General features: G+C 70.5%; 17 protein-coding genes. 6 read left to right on the forward strand and 11 right to left on the reverse strand.

Annotated features, from left to right (window positions below):
- Positions 1-82: 82 nt before the first annotated feature.
- The gene (locus tag ACTWQR_RS47940) at positions 83-727 is read right to left on the reverse strand and encodes a response regulator (protein WP_443233636.1); all 645 of its coding nucleotides are present in this window, start codon (positions 725-727) and stop codon (positions 83-85) included.
- Positions 715-1,884, reverse strand: coding sequence for a histidine kinase (locus ACTWQR_RS47945; RefSeq protein WP_443233637.1), 1,170 nt, complete (start codon positions 1,882-1,884; stop codon positions 715-717). Before ACTWQR_RS47945 ends, ACTWQR_RS47940 begins: the two co-directional genes overlap by 13 nt.
- Positions 1,885-2,232: 348 nt before the next feature.
- Between ACTWQR_RS47945 and ACTWQR_RS47950 the strand changes: the two genes are divergently transcribed.
- On the forward strand, positions 2,233-5,370 hold the full coding sequence (locus ACTWQR_RS47950) for an ATP-binding protein (protein WP_443233638.1): 3,138 nt from the start codon (positions 2,233-2,235) through the stop codon (positions 5,368-5,370).
- Here ACTWQR_RS47950 and ACTWQR_RS47955 read toward each other — a convergent pair.
- The 3 genes from ACTWQR_RS47955 to ACTWQR_RS47965 form a co-directional block, all read right to left on the reverse strand.
- The gene (locus ACTWQR_RS47955; protein WP_443233639.1) at positions 5,351-6,169 is read right to left on the reverse strand and encodes an ABC transporter permease; all 819 of its coding nucleotides are present in this window, start codon (positions 6,167-6,169) and stop codon (positions 5,351-5,353) included. The two genes, ACTWQR_RS47950 and ACTWQR_RS47955, sit on opposite strands and share 20 nt — an antisense overlap.
- Positions 6,166-7,137, reverse strand: a complete 972-nt coding sequence (locus ACTWQR_RS47960; protein WP_443233640.1) for an ATP-binding cassette domain-containing protein — start codon at positions 7,135-7,137, stop codon at positions 6,166-6,168. Before ACTWQR_RS47960 ends, ACTWQR_RS47955 begins: the two co-directional genes overlap by 4 nt.
- Positions 7,138-7,393: 256 nt before the next feature.
- The gene (locus ACTWQR_RS47965; RefSeq protein WP_443233641.1) at positions 7,394-8,077 is read right to left on the reverse strand and encodes a helix-turn-helix domain-containing protein; all 684 of its coding nucleotides are present in this window, start codon (positions 8,075-8,077) and stop codon (positions 7,394-7,396) included.
- A gap of 97 nt (positions 8,078-8,174) precedes the next feature.
- On the opposite strand from ACTWQR_RS47965, the gene ACTWQR_RS47970 reads away from it, so the two are divergent.
- Positions 8,175-9,002 carry an alpha/beta fold hydrolase gene (locus ACTWQR_RS47970; RefSeq protein ID WP_443233642.1) on the forward strand — a complete coding sequence of 276 codons (828 nt, stop codon included), beginning with the start codon at positions 8,175-8,177 and terminating at the stop codon, positions 9,000-9,002.
- A 178-nt stretch (positions 9,003-9,180) separates the two neighbouring features.
- Here the strand turns inward: ACTWQR_RS47970 and ACTWQR_RS47975 are convergent, their stop codons facing one another.
- Both ACTWQR_RS47975 and pepN read right to left on the reverse strand, forming a co-directional pair.
- Positions 9,181-10,242 carry a hypothetical protein gene (locus ACTWQR_RS47975; protein WP_443233643.1) on the reverse strand — a complete coding sequence of 354 codons (1,062 nt, stop codon included), beginning with the start codon at positions 10,240-10,242 and terminating at the stop codon, positions 9,181-9,183.
- A gap of 326 nt (positions 10,243-10,568) precedes the next feature.
- Positions 10,569-13,145 carry an aminopeptidase N gene (gene pepN, locus ACTWQR_RS47980; protein ID WP_443233644.1) on the reverse strand — a complete coding sequence of 859 codons (2,577 nt, stop codon included), beginning with the start codon at positions 13,143-13,145 and terminating at the stop codon, positions 10,569-10,571.
- A gap of 168 nt (positions 13,146-13,313) precedes the next feature.
- On the opposite strand from pepN, the gene ACTWQR_RS47985 reads away from it, so the two are divergent.
- Positions 13,314-13,964 carry a mycothiol-dependent nitroreductase Rv2466c family protein gene (locus ACTWQR_RS47985; RefSeq protein ID WP_443233645.1) on the forward strand — a complete coding sequence of 217 codons (651 nt, stop codon included), beginning with the start codon at positions 13,314-13,316 and terminating at the stop codon, positions 13,962-13,964.
- 40 nt (positions 13,965-14,004) lie between these two features.
- Here the strand turns inward: ACTWQR_RS47985 and ACTWQR_RS47990 are convergent, their stop codons facing one another.
- Together ACTWQR_RS47990 and ACTWQR_RS47995 are read right to left on the reverse strand one after the other, a co-directional pair.
- Positions 14,005-14,244 (reverse strand): hypothetical protein, encoded by a 240-nt coding sequence (locus ACTWQR_RS47990; protein ID WP_443233646.1) that lies wholly within the window; start codon positions 14,242-14,244, stop codon positions 14,005-14,007.
- A gap of 160 nt (positions 14,245-14,404) precedes the next feature.
- Entirely contained in the window at positions 14,405-14,701 is a 297-nt protein-coding gene (locus tag ACTWQR_RS47995; protein ID WP_443233647.1) for a hypothetical protein, read from the reverse strand.
- Positions 14,702-15,230: 529 nt separating this feature from the next.
- Here ACTWQR_RS47995 and ACTWQR_RS48000 point away from each other — a divergent pair.
- Positions 15,231-16,907: a glycine/sarcosine N-methyltransferase gene (locus ACTWQR_RS48000; protein WP_443233648.1), complete on the forward strand. Its 1,677-nt coding sequence runs from the start codon at positions 15,231-15,233 to the stop codon at positions 16,905-16,907.
- A gap of 172 nt (positions 16,908-17,079) precedes the next feature.
- Here ACTWQR_RS48000 and ACTWQR_RS48005 read toward each other — a convergent pair whose 3' ends face one another.
- Complete coding sequence (locus ACTWQR_RS48005; RefSeq protein ID WP_443233649.1) at positions 17,080-17,721, reverse strand: superoxide dismutase; 642 nt, start codon at positions 17,719-17,721, stop codon at positions 17,080-17,082.
- A 323-nt stretch (positions 17,722-18,044) separates the two neighbouring features.
- Between ACTWQR_RS48005 and ACTWQR_RS48010 the strand changes: the two genes are divergently transcribed.
- Positions 18,045-18,632 carry a biotin transporter BioY gene (locus ACTWQR_RS48010; RefSeq protein ID WP_443233650.1) on the forward strand — a complete coding sequence of 196 codons (588 nt, stop codon included), beginning with the start codon at positions 18,045-18,047 and terminating at the stop codon, positions 18,630-18,632.
- Positions 18,633-18,653: 21 nt separating this feature from the next.
- On the opposite strand, the gene ACTWQR_RS48015 is transcribed toward ACTWQR_RS48010, so the two are convergent.
- Complete coding sequence (locus tag ACTWQR_RS48015; protein ID WP_443233651.1) at positions 18,654-20,015, reverse strand: FAD-binding oxidoreductase; 1,362 nt, start codon at positions 20,013-20,015, stop codon at positions 18,654-18,656.
- 193 nt (positions 20,016-20,208) lie between these two features.
- Between ACTWQR_RS48015 and ACTWQR_RS48020 the strand changes: the two genes are divergently transcribed.
- Positions 20,209-21,356 (forward strand): serine/threonine-protein kinase (locus ACTWQR_RS48020; protein ID WP_443233652.1); only part of this gene is annotated, 1,148 nt, incomplete at its 3' end.

The raw sequence follows: 21,356 nt of genomic DNA on the forward strand, positions 1-21,356 counted from the left end.
TCACCCACCGAACCCGCGGTCACCCACCGAACCCGCGGTCACCCACCGAACCCGGAGTCACCCGCCGAACCCAGCGGAGCGCTCACGCGTTGTTCAGGTAGGCCAGCACCGCCAACACCCTCCGATGCCCACTATCACTCGGCGGCAGCCCCAGCTTCAGAAACACATTGCCAATGTGCTTGCTGACCGACCGCTCCGTGACAACGAGCGCCTTGGCGATCGTCACGTTGTCGTGCCCCTCGGCCATCAGCTTCAGCACCTCGCGCTCACGCGGGGTCAACGAGTCCAACGGCGAGTCCCGGCGCCGCACAAGGAGCTCGGACACCACCTCGGGATCGAGAGCCGTACCACCGCCCGCGACCCGGTCGAGCGCGTCCAGGAACTCGTCGACCCGCCCCACCCGGTCCTTGAGCAGATAGCCGACCCCGCTGGACCCACCGCCGAGCAGCTCGGCGGCGTACGACTCCTCGACGTACTGCGAGAGCACGAGCACCGGCAGCCCGGGAATCTCCTTGCGCGCCGCGAGCGCGGCGCGCAGGCCCTCGTCGCGGAAGCCGGGCGGCATCCGGACGTCGAGCACGGCGATGTCCGGGCGGTGCTCGAGGATCGCGGGCAGCACCTCGGGACCGCTGCCCGCGACGGCCACCACCTCGTGCCCGGACGAGGTGAGCAGCAGGACGAGCCCCTGTCTCAGCAAGGCGTTGTCCTCGGCGATCACCACACGCACGGCAGCTCCACTTCAATCATGGTCGGGCCCCCGGCGGGGCTGGTCATCATCAGGGTCCCGTCGAGCGCGGCGACGCGTCGCCGCATACCGAGCAGCCCGGAGCCGCCGGCCTCGTCGGCGCCGCCCTCGCCCTCGTCGCGTACGGTCAGCCGCAGCCCCTTGCCCGTACGGGCGAGGTGGACGGCGGCCCGCTCCGAGCCGCTGTGCTTCGCGGCGTTCGTCAGCGACTCGGCCACCACGAAGTACGCGGCCGCCTCGACGGCCGCCGGAGCCCGCGCCCCGTCCCGCTCGGTGTCGGCGTCCTCCAGGCCGTCCACGGTCACCGTCACATCGAGCCCGCTGCTCGCGGCAAGCGCCCGGACCGCCCCGGCGAGGCCGCGGTCGGTGAGGATCGGCGGGTGGATGCCGCGTACGACGTGCCGCAGCTCCGCCAGCGCCTCCTGGGCCTGGTCCTGCGCGTCGTCCAGCAGCTTGCGCGCGCCTTCCGGGTCCTTCTCGTACGCGCGCAGGGCGAGCCCGATCCGCATCGACAGGGAGACCAGCCGGGCCTGGGTGCCGTCGTGCAGGTCGCGCTCGATGCGCCGCAGCTCCGCGCCGTGCGCGGCGACCGCGCCCGCCCGGGTCTGGGTCAGCTCCTCGACGCGCACGGTGAGCAGTGCCTTCGGGGAGGGCTTCAGCAGGGCGGTGGACCACTTGGCGTCGAGGTCCGCGAGACGGCTGATCAGCGGGAGGACGACCGCCCGGCGGCGCAGCAGCCCGCACCACACGCCGTCGACGACCAGGCCCACCGGCCACAGCGGCAGCATCAGGACCGGCAGGAGGCCGTAGCCGTAGTAGGCGAACATCCAGCGCATGTCGGTCAACGTGCCCGGGTCACGGACGGCCGTGCGGAAGGACTCGCGGAGCGCGCCCTTGATGGGCTGATACGCCTCGGGGATCTCCTGGCCCGTCCACCTCGTCACCATGCGCCGCTTGGCTCCGGCGACCCGGCGCACGAGGAGCACCGTCTCGGGCAGCATCCCGGCGCCGATCACCGTGAGGGTGGCAGTGGCCGCGATCAACAGGATGGTGATGAAGATGTACGTACCGAAGGTCAGGCCGGCGGCCACAGCCAGCTGGACCGTGGCCCGTGCTGCCTGCCCCAAGGTCTTCCGCATGGCGATCAGAGTAGGCGAACACATGCACAAGCGGACGGGCGGCCACCTTTCTGTTTGGTGCAGCCCTGGTGCAGCCGGCTGTCCGGGCCGGGTGCAGCCCACTGCACACCCACGGGCTGCGGACTTTCGGTCCGAGGGTCGTGGAGGGGTGGGGTGTGGCGGGGGTGGGGGCGGTCGTAGCGGCCATCGGGCACAGCCGGTGGACGTTCCGGCTGCGTGTGTTGTCGACCGCATGCGCCGCGCTGATGGACGAGTGGGACAGGCGCCGGTGGGTGTGGAACGAGAGCGTGGCCAAGCGTCGTTCCTGAGCCGGCCGCGCGCAGTCAAGTACGTGGCTAATCTGCACGGGTGACCACCGACCTGACTCTGCTGCCCCGTGTCGCCTATCGCGGACAAGAGGTCACCGCACCCCGGCTCCGCGGCCTCCTCGCGCTGCTCGCGGGCGACTTGCGCACGGGCTGCAGCACCGAGCGGCTTGTGGAAGGGCTGTGGCTGCCGGACGAGTTGCCGGAGCGGCCGGGAAAGGCGGTGCAGGTCCTGGTGTCCCGGGCGCGGGCGCAGCTGGGCGCCGACGTCCTCGTCAGCACGCCGACCGGATACCGGCTCACCCTCGCCGAGGACCAGGTCGACAGCTCCGCCCTGCTGCTGCGCGCCGCCGCGAGCGCGGACCGGGCCAGGGCCGGGGACCACGCGGGATCGCTGGCCGCGGCCGAGGCGGGGCTCGCGCTCTGGGAGGGCACCGCTGACGGGGCCGGCGACACCGACGACCCCGTGGCCGCCTTGCGCACCGAGCGCGCCCCCGTCCGCCGCACGCTCGTACGCGCCCGGGCGCTCGCGCTCGCCCGCCTCGGACGGCACGCGGAGGCCGCCGGACCGCTGGCCGCGGCCGCCGCGGAGCATCCCCGCGACGAGGAGGTGCTCGCCGAGCTGCTGCGCGGCCAGGCGGCGACGACGGGCCCGTCCGCCGCGCTGACGCGGTACGAGGCGTACCGCCGTGAGCTGCGCGAGGCGCTCGGCACGGACCCGGGCGCCGGGCTCAAGGCCGTGCAGCAGGAGCTGCTGCGCGGCGAGGCGCCCGTGGCCAGACACGGCGTGCCGCACGAGCCGAACCCGCTGCTCGGCCGGGACGAGGACATCGCGGGGGTGGAGCGGCTGCTGTGGGCCTCCCGCGCCGTCACCGTCGTCGGCCCCGGCGGTCTCGGCAAGACCCGGCTCGCGCACGCCGTCAGCCGCCGGGCCGAGCAGCGCGTGGTGTACTTCGTGCCGCTCGCCGGCGTCACCGCGGACGCGGACGTGGCCGCGGAGGTGGCCTCCGCGCTCGGCGCGGGCGAGGGACGGCACGGCGCGATGAGCGGCCACGCCTCGGCCGATCCGGTGTCCGGCATCATCGGCGTGCTCGGCTCCGGGCCCGCTCTGCTGGTCATCGACAACTGCGAGCAGGTCGTCCGGGGCGCCGCCGACCTCGTACGGGCACTGGTCTCGTCCTCGAAGGACCTGCGGGTGCTCGCCACCAGCCGGGCCCCGCTCGGCCTCACCTCGGAGGCGGTGTACGCGCTGCCGGAGCTCGGTCTCGACACCTCGGTCGAGCTGTTCACGCAGCGGGCCCGGGCCGCCCGTCCCGGTGTGGAGCTGCCGCCGGACGCGGTGGCCGGGCTGTGCCGCCACCTCGACGGCCTGCCGCTCGCCGTGGAGCTGGCCGCGGCGCGGGTGCGGGTGCTGTCGGTGCCGGAGATCGCGCGGCGCCTCGGCGACCGGTTCGCGTTGCTGCGCGGCGGGGCGCGGGACGCGCCGGAGCGTCACCGCACGCTGCACGCGGTCGTGGACTGGAGCTGGAACCTGCTCGCGGAGGACGCCAGGGCGGCGCTGCGCACGCTGTCCGTCTTCCCTGGCGGCTTCTCGGGCGAGGCGGCGGAGCAGGTGCTGGGGGAGGACGCGCTGTTCCTGCTGGAGGAGCTGGCCGGTCAGTCGCTGCTCACCGTCGCCGAGACCCCGGCCGGCGTGCGGTTCCGGATGCTGGAGACCGTACGGGAGTTCTGCGCGGCCCGGTGCGCGGAGGCGGGGGAGGAAGAGGAGGCCATCGGCCGGTTCCTCGCCTGGGCGCGGGATTTCGGGGTGGCGTACCACGACTGGCTCCTCCGCTCGGAACCGCTGATCGACTTGGAGCGGATCAGGGCCGAGCAGGACAACCTCGTGCTGGCCCTGCGGCACGCTCTGGCCCGTACGGACGGCCCCACCATCGCCGCCCTCACCGCCGTCCTCGCCGCCCTGTGGTCCATCGGCTCCAACTACCCCCGCCTCGTCACCCTCGCCGCGGACACCGGCCCGCCGCTGTCGCACTACTACCCCGAGCCCGAATACGTCGAAGTCGCCCGCGCCGCCGCGGTGATGTGCACGACGAACCTGTTCATGGGCTACGGCCCGGTCGCCGTACGCCATCTCGTCACCCTCAGGCGGCTGCCCCCGGCGCCGCCGGACACGCTGGTGCGCGCCATCGCGGTGGTGCTGAGCGCGGTCCCCGAGATGCTGCCGCCCGACTACGAAGTGCTGAACGAGCTCTGCGAGAGCGAGCAGCCGCTGCTCGCCGGCATCGCAGAGTGCGTCGCCACCTACGTCTGGGAGTCGGAGCACGACATCGACCGCGCCCTCGCCTCGGCTCGCCGGATCACGGCCGCACTGGCTCCGGCCGGCAACCCGTTCCTTCAGGTCATGGGCCACGCCCGGCTGAGCGAGCTGTGTTTGCAGACGGAGCGGGGGGAGGAAGCGTACGGGCACCTCAAAGCGACGCTTGAGGCGCTGCCACGGTTCGGCGACGAGCACGACATCATCGGCGTCCGCTGGGGCCTCGTCCTCGCCTGCCTGCAGCGCGGCGACCCCGACGAGGCCGAGTACTGGCTGCGGCAGGCGGAGGGCGCCAACGCCACGCAGCAGGACAACCACGGCATGGACCTCCTCGGGCGCGCCGAGATCGCGCTCGCCCGCGGGCTGACGGAGGTCGGGCTCGGCTTGTGGCGCTGCGCCGTGCAGCCGCTGCCCGCAGTCGGCTCGATACACGGCGGCGACCCCTTCTTCGACCGGTGGGTGCTGCAGACCCTGGCGGTGGCGGTGACGGCGCACGCGCACGCCGGCCGTCTGGAGCTGGTGGCGGAGCCGGTCGACCGGCTGCGGCAGGGGCTGCGGACCCTGCTCTCCGGTCCGCCCGGCTCGCCCATGGAGTTCGCAGTGCTCGGGACGGTGCTGCACGCGCTCGGCATGGCGGGGCTCGCGTCCGGCGACGCCACCGCCGTACGGATGATCGCGTTGGCCGAACGGCTGCGGGTGATGCGCGATTTCCAGCCGACGATGTCGGCGGACCGCGCCCGGAAGGCGGCCGAGGAGTCCGACAGGGCGGCGTACGCCGACGCGGTGTCGGAGTACGCCGCCCTGGGGCGGGACGAGCTGCGCGAGGCAGCCCGCGCGATCATCTCGGTTACTTCGGGTCGCGGTTGAACAGCGACATGGACCAGCGGTAGCCGAGCACGGTCAGGCCGACGCACCAGGCGAGTGCGATCCACCAGTTGTTGCCGATCTCCGTGCCGAGCAGCAGGCCGCGCAGGGTCTCGATGGCCGGCGTGAAGGGCTGGTACTCGGCGATCGGCTGGAACCAGCCCGGGATCGCGTCGATGGGGACGAAGGCGGACGAGATGAGCGGGAGGAGGATCAGCGGTGTCGCCATGTTGCTGGCCGCCTCGGGGTTCGGGCTGGCCATGCCCATCCCGACCGCGATCCAGGTGAGTGCCAGGGTGAACAGCGCGAGCAGTCCGAACGCCGCCAGCCACTCCAGGGCCGTGGCGTCGGTGGACCGGAAGCCGATGGCCACGGCGACGGCACCGACGAGGACCAGGCTGGCGAGCACTTGCAGCACGCTGCCGACGACGTGCCCGACGAGCACGGACCCGCGGTAGACCGCCATCGTGCGGAAGCGCGCGATGAGGCCCTCGGTCATGTCCATGGAGACGGAGACCGCGGCCCCGATCACGGTGGAGCCGATGGTCATGATCAGGAGGCCCGGGACGAGATAGGCGATGTAGTCGGAGCGGTCCGCGCCGCCGCCACCGATGCCCGCGCTCATCACGCCTCCGAAGACGTAGACGAAGAGCAGCAGCAGCATGATCGGCGTGAGCAGCAGGTTCAGGGTCAGGGACGGGTAGCGCCGTACGTGCAGCAGGTTGCGGCGCAGCATCGTGTTCGAGTCGCGGACGGCGAGGGAGATCCGGGTGGGGCGGGTGGGAGCCAGGGGGGCGCTCATCGGACAGACTCCTTGGGCTGGTTGGGGACGGTGCCGGTGCCGGTGAGGGCGAAGAACACGTCGTCGAGGTCGGGGGTGTGCACGGTCAGCTCGTCGGCCTCGATGCCGGCCGTGTCCAGCCAGTCGAGGATGGCGCGGAGCTCGCGCTGGCTGCCGCCGCTGGGGATCTGCAGTGCCAGCGCCTCGTCGTCCCCGGTGGCCTCGCGCAGGGCGACGGCGGCGGACTGGTACGCGGACGGGTCGGAGAACCGGAGCCGCACATGCCCGCCCGGGATGAGCCGCTTCAGCTCCTCGGCGCTCCCCTCGGCAGCGATCTTGCCGTCGTTGAGAACCGCGATGCGGTCGGCGAGCTCGTCGGCCTCCTCCAGGTACTGGGTGGTGAGGAAGACGGTGACTCCGTCGGAGACCAGCTCGCGGATGATCTGCCACATGTTGTGGCGGGAGCGGGGGTCGAGGCCGGTGGTCGGCTCGTCGAGGAAGATGATCCGGGGGTTGCCGACCAAGGTCATGGCGAGGTCGAGGCGGCGCTTCATGCCGCCGGAGTAGGTGGAGGCGGGCTTCTTCGCGGCCTCGACCAGGTCGAAACGCCCAAGGAGTTCGGCGGCGGTACGGCGGCCCTCGCCGCGGGAGAGATGGTGCAGGTCCGCCATGAGGAGCATGTTCTCCTCGCCGGTGATCAGGCTGTCGACGGCGGAGAACTGCCCGGTGACACCGATCGCGGCGCGCGCGGCCTGCGGGTCGGTGGCCAGGTCGTGTCCGCCGACGTGCAGATCGCCTGCGTCGGCGCTGATGAGGGTGGAGAGGATCTTGACGGCGGTGGTCTTGCCGGCGCCGTTCGGGCCGAGCAGGGCGAACACGGACCCGGTCGGCACCGCCAGGTCGATGCCGTCGAGGACCGTCTTGTCCCCGTAGGCCTTGCGCAGCCCCTTGGCCGCGATGGCGAGTGAGCGCGATGTCGTTGTCGTCATGCCGCAGAGGTTGCGGCAGGGCGCATTCAACGCGGCCTCAGAATGCTTTCACTGCACTGAAACCGGGCGGCGCAGGACAACGCCTGGCTCCGTCCCTGCCGTTGCGGCCGCAGCGCGGCCATCGCCGTGGCTCGACGACGCCGAGCGGTCCGGGCGACCATGGGACGGGCCCGGTGAAGCGCGGCCGGGTGGACGCGCGTCAGTTGCTTGAGTCGGTCGCGGATGTGAGTGATGAAGGTTCGCCGAGGCAGCGGGTTCAGGCGTCGTCGCCCTCTATCCGGTCGCCCTTGATCCGGTCGCCCTTGATCCGGTCGCCCTTGATCCGGTTGCTCTTGATCCGGTCGCGCTGGATCTGGCGAGCGAGGGCGCGACGCACAGAAGCCGGGGCTGAGCCTGACGCGGTGGTCGTGACCTTCGAGGGGGAGGGGACGTCGAGACCACGGCTGATCTCGTCGTACGCCTCCCGACACCCGCCGGGCAGCTCTGCCCGACGCGCCAGCAGGTCCTCTTCGACGAGGCGCCGCAGCTCGTCGACGTTCTGGGGCGTCAAGCGCTTCCTCCCCCGGGCGACGGCGTGGACGTACCGCGTACAGCGGGCGGTGTCGTCGAGGGCCTCGGAGATTTCCTCCGCGAGGCCCCACAGGCGCCCTTCGAGCCAGGGCGCGTCGTGCTGGCCGAGGGAGAGATCCGTCGGCGGCAGCGGGTCGCCCGTCCTGTACTTCGTGACCTGCTTGGACACGGCGGGCTGACTCATGCCGGTGAGCTGCGCGATCCTGTCCTGGGTCCAGCCGAAATCGGCGAACAGCTTGATCATTTCGGCGCGCAGCTTCCGCATCTCCTCGCCCGCGCGGATGACGTCGTTCATCTCGGCGAGCATCCGCTCGGCCTGCTCCCCGGTCAGCGTCTCGGAGTTCTGATGCGTGCCCTGTTCGCCTGCCATGGCTCGGTTATACCCGAGAGCCTTGAAGCGCCCGGCCGCAGACCCGCCGACTATAACCGAGTTGTATAACCCGGTTATGACTGACAGGATCCCTGCCATGCCCACCTTCTCCGCACCTGACGGAACCCGGCTCGCCTACCGCACGACCGGAGACGGCGACCCGGTCGTCTGCGTACCAGGAGGCCCCACCGACTCCCACTACCTCGGCGACCTCGGCGGGCTGTCCGCGCACCGCCGGCTGATCGTCCCGGACCTGCGCGGCACCGGCGGGTCCGCGATTCCCGAAGACACCTCCTCCTACCGTTGCGACCGCATGGTCGACGACGTCGAGGCGCTGCGCGCACACCTCGGACTTCCACGGATGGACCTGCTCGGCCACTCCGCAGGCGCGAACATCGCGTCGCAATACGCGGCCCGCCACCCGAAGAACGTCGGCAAGCTCGCCCTGATCGGCCCCGGCACCCGGGCCGTCGGCATAGAGATCACCGGAGAGACGCGACGCGAGCTCGCGCGGCTTCGGAAGAACGAGCCGTGGTTCCCGGCCGCGTTCGCCGCCCTGGAGGCGATCACCGAGGGCACGGGCAGCGACTGGGAGGCCGTCGCCCCATTCTTCTGCGGCCGGTGGGACGCCGCGGCGCGGCAGCACTACGCGGACGGCCGGCCGAGCAACAAGGAAGCCGTCGCCCTCTTCGCGGCCGAGGGTGCCTTCACCCCGGAGACCACGCGTGCGGCGCTCGCCGCCCGCGAGGCCCCTGTACTGCTCCTCACCGGAGAGTTCGACCTGAACAGCCCTCCTCGGTCGGCGGCCGAATTCGCGGAGCTGTTCCCCGCCGCCACGCTCGTGGTTCAGCCGGGGGCGGGCCACTACCCATGGCTCGACGACGCCGAGCGGTTCGTGGCCACCACTGCGGCGTTCCTGGGTTGATGACGATCGCGGCCGAGGGCTCCTCCTCGTCATCCAACTCGCCGACGAACTGGGCTGGTTGCTCCGGTCGACGTCAGAACGGCTCGGCGGGCAGGTACCCGGTGAGCACGTACATGAGGAGGGGCCTGCGAACCGCTCGCGGGCCCCTCCCCTCCCCTCCTGATACCGGCCCGGTCCGTCACGACCGGGGCAGCACCACCACATACGCCGCCGGATCACGATCATCCGACGCCATCAACGCGGTCCGTACGACCGTCGCCTGCTGCTCCATCGAGTCCCGGAGCTTCTTCGGGGTGAGGTGGACGACCGTGATACCGAGGCGCTCCAGGTGCTCCCGCTTGCGGGCGTACTCGGACCACATGGCGTCGTCGTTCTGCCCAAGGCCTTGGCGAGGCGCGCGTGTGTCGAGTTCGAGGGCGACGGCGTGGTCCGGCCAGTAGGCGTCGAGGCCGCCGAGGTAGGGGCCGCCGGGCAGGCGCAGGTCCACGTTCCAGACCGGGTCGGGCAGGCCGTGTTCGCGGACCATCCGGTAGAGGCGGTCCTCGGCGATGGCACGGCCCTCGGCGAGGAGGGAGTCGACGGCGTCCACGACATGGGGGCGGCTCAGCAGCCGGGCCTGCGTCAACTCCTTCACGACGGCGGCCGGTTCGCAGTGTCCGCCGCGTACGGCCTCGGTGAGCAGGCGGCGTACGACGCCCGCGTCCGTGAGGTCGGCGACGGCGTCGGCCAGGGCCCTTGGGACAGGCGCCACGGGGAGCCCGGTGACCTGCTCGGGCTCCGGCATGCCCGGCGTACGGACGATCCGGACGCAGCCCGTCGCGCGCAGTCGGCGCAGGCGCGGGACCAGGACGTCGATGCGGTCCAGGGACAGCAGCGGGGGAGCCGAGGAGAAGCCGTGCAGGGCGAGCGCGGCGAGCCCGGTGATCATCACGTCGGCGTACGGCTGCGGGGCGTGCGCCTCCCCTGCGCCCGGCTGGGCGGGGATCGCCGGCTCCGGGACGGCGGAGCGGGACGCGTACAGGAGAACCGCGTGCAGCCGCTCCTCGCTGGTGGGCGGGCCCGGGTGGAGCAGGAAGACACCCGGCAGGAACTGTTGCCAGGCGCCGCCCGGCCGACACTGCGCGTTGATGTCCGCGGTGCTCACACCGTGCGACCGCAACTGCGCGGTGGTCAGCACACGCCGCCGTACGTCGGAGAGGTGGCGGAGCGGGCGGGGGGAGAGCGGGGTGTTGTGGTTCATGACCCGGGGTTTCCCGCGTCGGCTCGCCCTCCTAACCGCTGTTACACGCCCGTCGACAAAACCGGACAAGCTCGCCCTAAAGTGCAAGCGTTCGACTGCCGAAACCCCCTGGTCCGTATGGGGTTACGGCACCGATTACCTGCATTCCGTAACTGTTATCGACGCCCCACCCCGTCAACATCGCCGAGCCCCGTGCCCCTTTTGGGGGACGGGGCTCGGCTCGTGCCCCTTCAGGGGCGCGGGGCTGTGACATATGCGGCTCCGCCGCGTGGGCGCGCCCAGCCACAACCGACCCGCACCTTCCATACCGCCCCGCGAGAAACCGCTCAGCCGGCGGCAGCCGTGTCGCAGGCCTGCCCCCGCAGAGTCCGGGCCAAGTCATCCCGAGCCTCCAGCACCAGCCTCCGCAGAGCCGGCGGAGCCGCCGCGTGCGTGGCGAGCCACGCGTCCGTCGCGTCCAGGGTCGCCGAGGAGTCCTGGAGGGACGGGAACAGGCCCTTCACCACGTCCATCCCGATCTGGATGGACCGCTCGTCCCAGACCCGCTCGATCGCCTCGAAGTACTTCGCGGCGTACGGAGCCGTCAGTTCCCGCTGCGACGACTGGGAGAAGCCCGCGATCGTCGCCTCGACCAGCGCGTTGGAGAGCGAGTCCGACTCGACCACCGACGCCCACGCCTGGGCCTTCACCGCGGCGGAGGGCCGGGCCGCCAGACAGCGCACCTGGTGCCGCTTGCCCGACGCCGTGTCGTCCCGGGCCAGCTCGGCGGCGAGGACGGCCTCGTCGGCGACGCCGTGCGCGGCGAGCGGCTCCAGGAACGCCCAGCGCAGCTCCTGGTCCACGTCAAGCCCGTCGATCTTCGCCGTGCCGTCCAACAGCCCCTGAAGCAGCAGGAAATCGCCCTCACTCGTCGCGACCGCCGCGAAGAAACGCGCCCACGTCAGCTGGTGCTGGCTGCCGGGCTCGGTGAGCCGCAGCTCGCGCAGCGCGCCCTCGGCGAGCAGCAGCCCGCCGACGTCCCGCCACTCGGGTGCCGCGTAGTGCGTGAGCGCCGAGTTCGCCCACGCGTGCAGCATCTGCAGGACGCCGATGTCGGACTCGCGGCCCGCGAAGCGGAGTACGAGATCGATGAAGTCACGGGCGGGCATGAGCGCGTCGCGGGTCAGGTTCCACAGCGCGGACCAGCACAGCGCACGGGCAAGGGGGTCCGTGATGGCCCCGAGGCTCTCCCGCAGCGTCGCCAACGAGCCCTCGTCGAAGCGGATCTTGCAGTACGTGAGGTCGTCGTCGTTGACGAGGACCAGCTCGGGGGCGTCCGCGCCGACCAGCTCCCCGATGACCGTGCGCGGGCCGTCGACGTCCACCTCCGCGCGCGCGTACCGCTCCAGCGCACCCTCGGGCGAGCGCCGGTAGAGGCCCACCGCCACCCGGTGCGGCCGCAGCTCGGGGTGGGACTCGGCCGCCTCCTGGAGGATCGCGACCTCCGTGACGCGTCCCTCCGCGCTCAGGATCACCTGGGGCGTAAGGGAGTTGACCCCGGCCGTCTGCAGCCAGGACCGCGACCAGGTGGCCATGTCGCGTCCGCTGGTCTCCTCCAGGACCGACAACAGGTCCCCGAGCCGCGTGTTCCCGTACGCGTTCCGCTTGAAGTACCGGCGCGCGCCATCCAGGAACGCGTCCCGCCCGACGTACGCCACCAACTGCTTCAGGACCGAAGCGCCCTTGGCGTACGTGATCCCGTCGAAGTTGAGCTTCGCGTCCTCCAGGTCACGGATGTCGGCCGTGATCGGGTGCGTGGAGGGCAGCTGGTCGGCGCGGTACGCCCACGACTTGCGGTTGTTGGCGAAGGTGGTCCACCCGTTGGTGAAGCGGGTCGCCTCGACCATCGAGAAGGTGCCCATGAAGTCCGCGAAGGACTCCTTGAGCCACAGGTCGTCCCACCACACCATGGTCACCAGGTCGCCGAACCACATGTGGGCCATCTCGTGCAGGATGACGTTCGCCCGGCGCTCGTACGACGCCCGCGTCACCTTGCCGCGGAAGATGAACTCCTCGCGGAACGTCACACAGCCCGGGTTCTCCATCGCTCCGAGGTTGTACTCGGGCACGAACGCCTGGTCGTACTTCCCGAACGGGTACGGGTAGTCGAAGTGGTCGTGGAAGAAGTCCAGGCCCTGCTTGGTGACCAGGAAGACGTCGTCGGAGTCGAAGTGCCTGGCGAGACCCTTGCGGCACAGGGCGCCGAGGGGGATCTCCAGCCGCGTACCGTCCTCGAAGACGCGCTCGTACGAGTCCGTCACATAGTGGTACGGGCCGGCGACGAACGCCGTGATGTACGTGGAGATCGGCTTCGTCTCGGCGAACTTCCATACCCCTTCGACGAGTTCACCGACGCCGTTGCTCCAGACGACCCAGCCCCCGGGGGCCCGCACCTCGAAGCGGAAGGGCGCCTTCAGGTCCGGCTGCTCGAAGTTGGCGAAGACGCGGCGGGAGTCGGCCGGCTCGTACTGCGTGTAGAGGTAGATCTCGCCGTCCTCGGGGTCGGCGAAGCGGTGCATGCCCTCGCCGGTGCGGCTGTAGGCGCACTGCGCGTCGACCACCAGCTCGTTGTCCTCGGCGAGGTCCTCCAGAGCGATGCGGGAACCGTCGAAGACGGCGCCCGGGTCGAGGTCCTTGCCGTTCAGCGAGACGGCCGTGACGCTCGGGGCGATCAGGTCCGCGAAGCTCGTCGCGCCCGGCTCGGCACAGCGGAAGCGGATGGTCGTCACCGACCGGAACGTCCGCGGCCCCGTGTCCGTCCCGCCGACCGCGGAGCGCAGGTCCAGGGACACCTCGTACCCCTCGACGGACAGCAGTGCTGCCCGCTCGCGGGCCTCGTCGCGGGACAGATTCTCACCGGGCACGGGCGGCACTCCCTCAGGGCTGCGTGACTGGCTGCACGACTGGCTGCGTGACTCCTTCGGACAGCACCGATCCTCCCATGTGGCACTGACACCGGACACCCGGGAATGGCACAGGTGACCGGCCGGTTGGGGCTGAGGACAGCACCGTGGACCCTTACTAGGAGAGCCATGTCCGAGCAGACCGCCGGCAAGACCCCCGTCGACTTCTGGTTCGACCCGCTGTGCCCCTGGGCCTGGATGACCTCGCGCTGGGTCCTGGAGGTGGAGAAGGTCCGGGACATCGAGGTCCGCTGGCACCTGATGAGCCTGGCGGTCCTCAACGAGCCGAAGCTGGACGAGCTGCCCGAGGAGTACCGCGAGCTGCTGAGCACCAAGGCGTGGGGACCGGTCCGGATCGTCATCGCGGCCCAGGAGGAGCACGGCGCCGAGGTGCTCGGCGACCTGTACACCGCGCTCGGCACCCGCATCCACAACCAGGGCGAGGGCCCCGAGAAGGAGACCGTCGCCGCCGCCCTGAAGGACGTCGGCCTGCCCGAGTCCCTCATGGACCACTGGGACGAGACCCCCTACGAGCCCCAGCTGCGCGCCTCCCACAAGGAGGGCATAGACAAGGTCGGTCAGGACGTCGGCACACCGGTCATCGCGGTCCCCGGCGCCGACGGCGAGCAGCTCGCCTTCTTCGGCCCGGTCGTCACCCCGGCCCCCAAGGGCGAGGATGCCGCCAAGCTCTGGGACGGCACACTCCTGGTCGCCTCGGTACCGGGCTTCTACGAGATCAAGCGCACGCGGACGATGGGCCCGGACTTCAGCAACCTGTAAGGGGGAGTGAGGAGAGTGAGGGTGCGGAGGGCTCGGGTGCTCATTCGGGCTCGGGCATCTTCACGGGAGGGTCGAATGGGTTGTCCTTGTACGCGTACCGGATGTTGCGGCAGTCGCGGTCGGGCGTGACGCAGATCCAGTAGTCGTCGACGTACGCGTTGTCCTTCTTCTTGGCCAGCTTCCGGATCACGTTCCGTTCCCGGTCGTCCTTCGGCCGGCGATGCGGCTGCCATTCGGTGGTGGGGCATGTGTAGCAGGGGTACAGCTTCTCCTTCGGCATGCCGCAACCATCACGCGGAGCCCGCCATACCGGAAGGCCTTCGCGACGGCTGAGGACGGGGGCTGAGGAGGCACCGTGGCACCTCCTCAGCCTGCGCTGTGGGTCATGAGCCTGCGCTGTGGGTCATGCGTCAGCCCGTTGTGCACCAGAAGACCGACGACTACGGGGTCACCAGGTTGAAGACCGGGTAGATCTTCGGCTCCACCTCCGGGGCACCGGCCTCCCGCAGAAGCGGCAGGACGACTTCACTGAACCGGCGGAACGCCTCCTCGGACTCCCAGACGTCGGCGACGTACCAGCCATCGGGAGTGGGGGCGGAGGTGTGCGAGATGAGGCCGGGTACGGGCCAGTCCGCGGGCTCCTTGACCAGGCCACGCTCGCGGTTCACCTTGTTGGCGACCTGTTCGTACTGGGCCTGGGTCATACCGGGTTGGTCGAAGATCGCGATGATTGCCACGCCGGGCTCCCTTGCGCGTAGTTTGCGGAGTCAGGCCCAGCCGACCATCTCGGGCAGCGGCCCGCACCTCCGGCTGCGCCGTACGGACGGACGCCTCGAAATTGTTCACGCGGCTCAATCCCTTTCACAGTCGGCGGCGGTCGGTTGAACTTGGGGTCCACCGATCGATGGACCCCGGGGCTGAGGGAAACCTCCGAGACCGAAGAAAGAAGAAATGAACCAGGAAATCGCCACGGCGTTTCCGGAGGTTCCAGCCGGAGCGATTTCCAGCCGTGGCCGACTGCCACGGATAGGGTGCTTCGCCGGTTAACGCCCTGGATGCGAGGTTTCCATGACCTCTGCCGCAGCAAAGAGTTTGAAGGTGGAAGAGGTGCTGGCCAGAGCCGCTATCCGCGTCAACTCCGTCTCCGTGTGCGAACTTTGGAGGCATGAGGACACGGGACCTTGGATAGCGATGTGCTCAGACCGTGCGGCTCCCAAGGCCTGGACCCCGCCGTTCCGAGCCGTCGGCCAAAGGGCATGATTCCCGATGAATGAAGGGTTCCCCATCATCGTGAAACCGGCTCAAAAATTCGGTGACAACCCTGTCGAGGTACGAGAAACAGGCCACTACACGGAAGAGTACGTCCCCAGTTTTGTCGAGAAATGGGACTCGCTCATAGACTGGGAAAAGAGGGCGGAGAGCGAAGGCAATTTCTTCATCGACCTGCTGCGCAAGTGGGGAGTGAGGAGTGTGCTCGACGTCGCGACGGGCACAGGATTCCACTCCGTACGGCTGCTGGCCGCCGGATTCGAAACCGTGAGCGCGGACGGCAGCGCGGACATGCTGGCGATGGCCTTCGAGAACGGCATGAAGCAGGGAGGACACATCCTGCGTGTCGTGCAGGCGGACTGGCGGTGGCTCAACAGAGACGTCCACGGGGAGTACGACGCCATCGTCTGCCTCGGCAACTCCTTCACGCATCTCTTCTCGGAGCGCGACCGGCGCAAGGCGCTGGCCGAGTTCTACGCGATGCTCAAGCACGACGGGATTCTCGTCCTGGACCAGCGCAACTACGACGCGATCCTGGACGACGGCTACACGAGCAAGCACACGTACTACTACTGCGGTGAGGACGTCACCGTGGAGCCGGAGTACGTCGACGAGGGCCTGTGCCGCATGCGGTACGGCTTCCCGGACAACTCCACGTACCACCTCAACATGTTCCCGCTGCGGAAGGACTACGCCCGGCGGCTCATGCACGACGTGGGCTTCCAACGCGTCCAGACCTACGGCGACTTCCAGCACACCTACCGGGGTGAGCAGCCGGACTTCTTCATCCACGTGGCGGAGAAGGAGTACCGGACGGAGGACGAAGGGCAGTACAAGGGCGCCGTCAGCACCGCGCGCAGCTACTACAACTCGCCCGACGCCGACACCTTCTACGCCACGGTGTGGGGCGGCGAGGACATCCACATCGGCCTCTACGAAAGCCCTGTGGAGCCCATCGCGGACGCCAGCCGACGCACCGTCGAGCGGATGGCGTCGAAGCTGGAGCCGACCCCGGACTCCGTGGTGCTCGACCTCGGCTCGGGATACGGCGGTTCGGCACGGTACCTGGCCGGGACGTACGGCTGCCGCGTCCTCGCCCTCAATCTCAGCGAGGTGGAGAACCAGCGCCACAAGGAGCTGAACGCGGCCCGCGCGCTCACCGACAGGATCGAGGTCGTGGACGGGTCCTTCGAGGACATCCCGTACCCGGACGACGCGGTCGACGTCGTGTGGTCCCAGGACGCCTTCCTGCACAGCGGGAACCGGGTCCGGGTCCTCGAAGAGATCGCGCGGGTGCTGCGGCCCGGCGGCCGTCTCATCTTCACCGACCCGATGGCGGCGGCGGACGGCGGCTCCCTCGACGTGCTGCAGCCGATCCTCGACCGGATCCATCTGGACGACATGGGCTCGCCCGGCTTCTACGAACGCGAGCTGACCCGGCTCGGATTCACCGCCGTCGACGGTGGCTTCGAAGAGCACCGCGAACAGTTGGTGAACCACTACACGCGAGTCCTCGAGGAAACCGAGCACCAGGAGGCCGAAGGGCTGGCCAGAAGGATCAGCCACGACTACCTCGCCCAGATGAAGAAGGGGCTCGGCCACTGGATCGACGGTGGCCGCGAGAGGCATCTGACCTGGGGCATCTTCCACTTCAGGCTCGGCGGCGAGGGCTGAGCGACCTGCCACCGCCCGGCCACCGGGCCGCCCCTCGGCCGACACGCCGCCCCGCGGCCCCGGCCGAAGGGAAGGCCCCCGCGAGTCACGTCCTCGCGGGGGCCTTCCCCTTCATCCGCCTGCCACGTGAAAGGTGAGAAGACGATCACGAGCAGGACGCTCTCCGGGTACGTCAGGGAGCCAGCAGCAGCACGTCCGCACGGGACTTCGCGGCCTCGTAACGCCGCGCGACGTCCTGCCAGTTGACGACCTGCCACATGGCCTCGATGAAGTCGACCTTCTGGTTCCGGTACTGGAGGTAGAAGGCGTGCTCCCAGGCGTCGAAGACGAGAATCGGCACCGACCCCTGGCCCACGTTGCCCTGGTGGTCGTAGATCTGCTCGACGACCAGCCGACCGCTCAGCGGCTCGTACGCGAGGACGCCCCATCCCGAACCCTGGGTGGTCGCGGAGGCCTTGGTCAGCTGGGCCCTGAACGCGGCGAAGGAGCCGAAGGACTCGGCGATCGCGTCGGCGAGCTCGCCGACCCCGTCCGCGGCGAGCGGCTCGCCGCCGCCCTCGCCGGTCATGTTCTGCCAGTAGACGCTGTGCAGGATGTGACCGGAAAGGTGAAAGGCCAGGTTCTTCTCCAGCCCGTTGATCGACCCCCACGCCTCCTTGTCGCGCGCCTCCGCGAGCTGCTCCAGGGTGTCGTTCGCGCCCTTCACGTACGCCGCGTGGTGCTTGTCGTGGTGCAGCTCGATGATCTCGGGGCTGATCACGGGGGCGAGCGCGGAGTAGTCGTACGGCAGCTCAGGGAGTGTGTAGACGGGCATGACGGGTCCCCTCCGACCTCTTATTGCACATTACTTGCAACTACACGCTAGCAACAAGAGGGGTCTCGCGTCTGTCATGCAGAGGCGGCGGGGGCGAAAACCCGGTTTGGCGGAAACCTACAGTTCTGGCCCACCCCGCCCCCGGAGACAAAGCGATCGCACCTCAGTGACCAGCATCACGCGCCTAAGGGTGTACACGGCACTCTTTGTTAGAGGTCCACCACGCGCCCGATCTCCCCTTTGTCGAGCGCTGACGATGATCGGCGCGAGGACCCTGGGATAGCGTCACCGTGTCCCCAACTGCCCTCACCCGCGGAGTCCCCATGAGCACCGGTACCGCTGCCGTCCCCACCCGCACGGGCCAGGTCCTCGCCGACCTGCTCCCCGCCTCCCGCGTCAGGGACATCGCGCTCGTGGCGGGCGGCGCCGCGCTCACCGGGCTCGCCGCCCAGATCGCGGTGCCCGTGCCGGGCTCCCCGGTGCCGGTGACCGGCCAGACCTTCGCGGCCCTGCTCGTCGGAACCGCGCTCGGCACCGGCCGGGGTCTCGTCTCCCTCGCCATGTACGCGCTGCTCGGCCTGGCCGGTGTCCCGTGGTTCGCCAGTGGCAGCTCCGGCGCCACCGTGTCCTTCGGGTACATCCTCGGCATGCTGCTCGCCGCCACCGTCGTGGGCGCGCTCGCCCGCCGCGGCGCCGACCGCTCGGTCCTGCGCGTGGCGGGCACGATGCTGCTGGGCGAGGCGATCATCTACGCGATCGGTGTCCCGTACCTGGCCGTCGCCGCCGACATGTCGCTCACCGCGGCGATCGCGGTCGGCCTCACCCCGTTCCTCCTCGGCGACGCCCTGAAGGCGGCCCTGGCGATGGGCGCGCTGCCCACCGCCTGGAAGTTCGTCAATCGCGAAAGCTGAGTCAATCGCGAGAGCTGACAGTCACGTTGTAGTTCCCCAGTTCCCCCAGTTCCCGCGGAAGAGGTTCGCCGGGTCGTACACCGACTTCAGCCCGGCGAGCCTCTTCCGCGTCCCGGGGTCGTACAGGCCCTCCGCCGCACGATCGCCCGCCCCGTACGCGAAGTTCAGCGCGCGACCGATCGTCCACGGCTCCACCGTCGCGAGGGCCTGGTGCAGGTGCTCCCGCGCGGGGTCGTCGACGCCGCCGAGGACCCGTACGAGGAAACGGCCCTCGCGGTGCGGGACCGCGTTCGGCCGCTGCTCGGCCAGCGCTCCGCCCAGGTGGTTGATCTGGACGACGTACATCGAGGGCGCGTCCGGGCCGGTCAGCGCGAGGAGTTCGGCAGCCGCGGCCAGGTCCAGTTCGCTCAGCACGGCGCTGTCGCCGTAATACGCGTGCGGGAAGTCCGGGTCGGAGTGGATGGTGCGGCTCTCGGCGTACGGCATCTCGCGCAGGGAGTCGGCGAGGACCGGGCCGATCTCACGCAGCGGCGCGACGAGCCGCTCGCCGTCGGCACCGGTGTACGCGACCCGTACGGAGATGACGTACCGCCCGCGCAGATGCGGCGGCAGGGCAGGGAGGTCGGGGTAGGGCACGGCCGCGAACGACGAGGTCAGGCCGTCCGGGACGGTCGCCGTCCAGCGCTCGTACGCGCGCAGGGCCGCCACCGGATCCACCGCGCGCCCGTCGAAGGCGAGCGACCCGCCGTACAGTCGCGCCACCGGTACGAGGCCGATCTCCAGCTCCGTCACCACGCCCAGGTTCGCGCCACCACCGAGCAGGCCCCAGAAGAGCCCCGAGTCGTCGGAGTCGGGGGTCACGTGCCGCAGCCGGCCGTCAGCCGTGACGACGTCGAGGGAGCGGACATGATCGGCCGCGTACCCGAACTCCCTTGCCAGGATGCCGAGCCCACCGCCCAGGGTGTAGGCGACGGCACCCACGCTCGGCGCGGAGCCGTTCAGCGGAGCGAGCCCGTACGGTTCCGCCGCCGCGACGACCTGCCCCCAGCGGACGCCCGCCTGAACGCGGACCGTGCGCGCCTCGGCGTCGACCGTCACCCCGTCCATCCGCTTCGTCGTGATCAGCACGCCGCCCTCCGCGGCCCCCGGCAGCCCGTGCCCGGTGGCCTGGACGCCGACCGGCAGCCCCTCGGCGGCGGCGTACGCGACCGCGGCGGCCACGTCCTCGGCCGAGCGGGCGGCGAGGACGACATCGGGGCGCTGCGCGAACCCTGTCTGGAACCCGGCGAGTTCGTCCTCGTAACCGGGATCTCCGGGCACGAGGACGAGGCGGTCGTGGTGGCGCTCGTCGTGGATGAAGTCCTGCAAGCTCACCGGAATCATGGGAATGTCCTCCGCAGTCGATAGCCGATAGTCGATAGCCGATCTCGAGTACGGGGTCATGCTGGCCGGATTACCTGACACCCGCCGTCAACCTTTCCGAGAGTCACTTTTCTCCCTTTGTCCCCACTTTGCTCGACTTCCCTTGATCGTCGCGAACTGTGTTGTCATGGAAGGAGGTTGGAGGTGGAACCGCATGCGGATCGCGGACCGCTACCGCCTTGCGGAGACCGTCGGGCAGGGCGGAATGGGGCGGGTGTGGCGCGCGCGTGACGAGATGCTCGACCGTCCCGTCGCGATCAAGGAACTGCGGCTCGACGGTGACCCGGACGCCGAGGACCCGCGCACCCGGCGCGAGCGCGCGCTGCGCGAGGCGCTGGCCGGCGCGCGCGTCGACCACCCCAATGTCGTACGCATCTACGACGTGGCCGAGGAGGCCGACCGGCTCTGGATCGTCATGGAGCTCGTCGACGCGCCCTCGCTGGAGCGAGTCGTACGCGACGACGGTCCGTTGGGCGTGGCCGAGACGGCGCGCATCGGGCTCGCGCTCGCCGAAGCGCTGCTCCGGGTGCACGCCGTCGGGGTCGTGCACCGCGACATCAAGCCGGCCAACGTTCTGCTCGTGCCGGCCGGCCGGGTCGTCCTCACCGATTTCGGGATCGCCGCCGTCCAGGACGCCCGCTCCCTGACCCGTGCCGGCATCCTCATCGGGTCCCCGGAATACATCCCTCCGGAACGTGCCACCGGTCGCCCGACCGGGCCGGCCGCCGACCTGTGGGCACTCGGCGCCACGCTCTGCACGGCCCTGACCGGCCGCTCCCCGTTCGCCCGCGGCTCCACCGCCGAGACGCTGCTCGCGATCGCGTACGAGGAGCCCGAACTGCCGGATGCGGCCTGCCCGTTGACGCCGCTGCTGGGCAGGCTGCTGGCCAAGGATCCGGGGGTACGACCGGGCTTGGACGAGATCATCGCGTATCTGACGCCCTTGGCGGGGGCGGTGCCCGCGGTGCCTCCGCCCTCGCCCTCGCCGGAGCAGTCCCCCGACGAGTCGCCCTATGAGTCGCCCGACGACTGGCGTCCCCGCCTCCTCGCCGCTCTCGTACTGATCGTGACCGCGGCCGTCGCCACCGTCATGATCGTGACGGCGGTCGACCCGGGCGGCGAGACCCGCCTGCCCGACACCACCCGGCCGCCGACGGTCGCGGGCACGTCGCGTCCGCAGTCCTCGTCGCCCTCGCCTTCGCCGCCTACTTCGCCCACTCCGTCCTCCTCGTCCGCCACCGCCACGGACACCGCCACGGACACCGCGGCGAACCCGAGAAGGGAAAAGAGGAGGGGAAAGAG

Source organism: Streptomyces sp. 2A115, assembly GCF_052245575.1.
In the GTDB taxonomy this organism is placed as follows: Bacteria; Actinomycetota; Actinomycetes; order Streptomycetales; family Streptomycetaceae; genus Streptomyces.

What these genes read in the sequence shown, in the direction of transcription:
- ACTWQR_RS48015 (WP_443233651.1), bottom strand. Translation starts at nt 20,015, where the DNA reads ATGATTCCGGTGAGCTTGCAGGACTTCATCCACGACGAGCGCCACCAC.
- ACTWQR_RS47975 (WP_443233643.1), bottom strand. Translation starts at nt 10,242, where the DNA reads ATGAACCACAACACCCCGCTCTCCCCCCGCCCGCTCCGCCACCTCTCC.
- ACTWQR_RS47970 (WP_443233642.1), top strand. Translation starts at nt 8,175, where the DNA reads ATGCCCACCTTCTCCGCACCTGACGGAACCCGGCTCGCCTACCGCACG.
- ACTWQR_RS48010 (WP_443233650.1), top strand. Translation starts at nt 18,045, where the DNA reads ATGAGCACCGGTACCGCTGCCGTCCCCACCCGCACGGGCCAGGTCCTC.
- ACTWQR_RS47955 (WP_443233639.1), bottom strand. Translation starts at nt 6,169, where the DNA reads ATGAGCGCCCCCCTGGCTCCCACCCGCCCCACCCGGATCTCCCTCGCC.
- ACTWQR_RS47965 (WP_443233641.1), bottom strand. Translation starts at nt 8,077, where the DNA reads ATGGCAGGCGAACAGGGCACGCATCAGAACTCCGAGACGCTGACCGGG.
- ACTWQR_RS47990 (WP_443233646.1), bottom strand. Translation starts at nt 14,244, where the DNA reads ATGCCGAAGGAGAAGCTGTACCCCTGCTACACATGCCCCACCACCGAA.
- ACTWQR_RS47945 (WP_443233637.1), bottom strand. Translation starts at nt 1,884, where the DNA reads ATGCGGAAGACCTTGGGGCAGGCAGCACGGGCCACGGTCCAGCTGGCT.
- ACTWQR_RS47960 (WP_443233640.1), bottom strand. Translation starts at nt 7,137, where the DNA reads ATGACGACAACGACATCGCGCTCACTCGCCATCGCGGCCAAGGGGCTG.
- ACTWQR_RS48000 (WP_443233648.1), top strand. Translation starts at nt 15,231, where the DNA reads ATGAATGAAGGGTTCCCCATCATCGTGAAACCGGCTCAAAAATTCGGT.
- ACTWQR_RS48005 (WP_443233649.1), bottom strand. Translation starts at nt 17,721, where the DNA reads ATGCCCGTCTACACACTCCCTGAGCTGCCGTACGACTACTCCGCGCTC.
- ACTWQR_RS47985 (WP_443233645.1), top strand. Translation starts at nt 13,314, where the DNA reads ATGTCCGAGCAGACCGCCGGCAAGACCCCCGTCGACTTCTGGTTCGAC.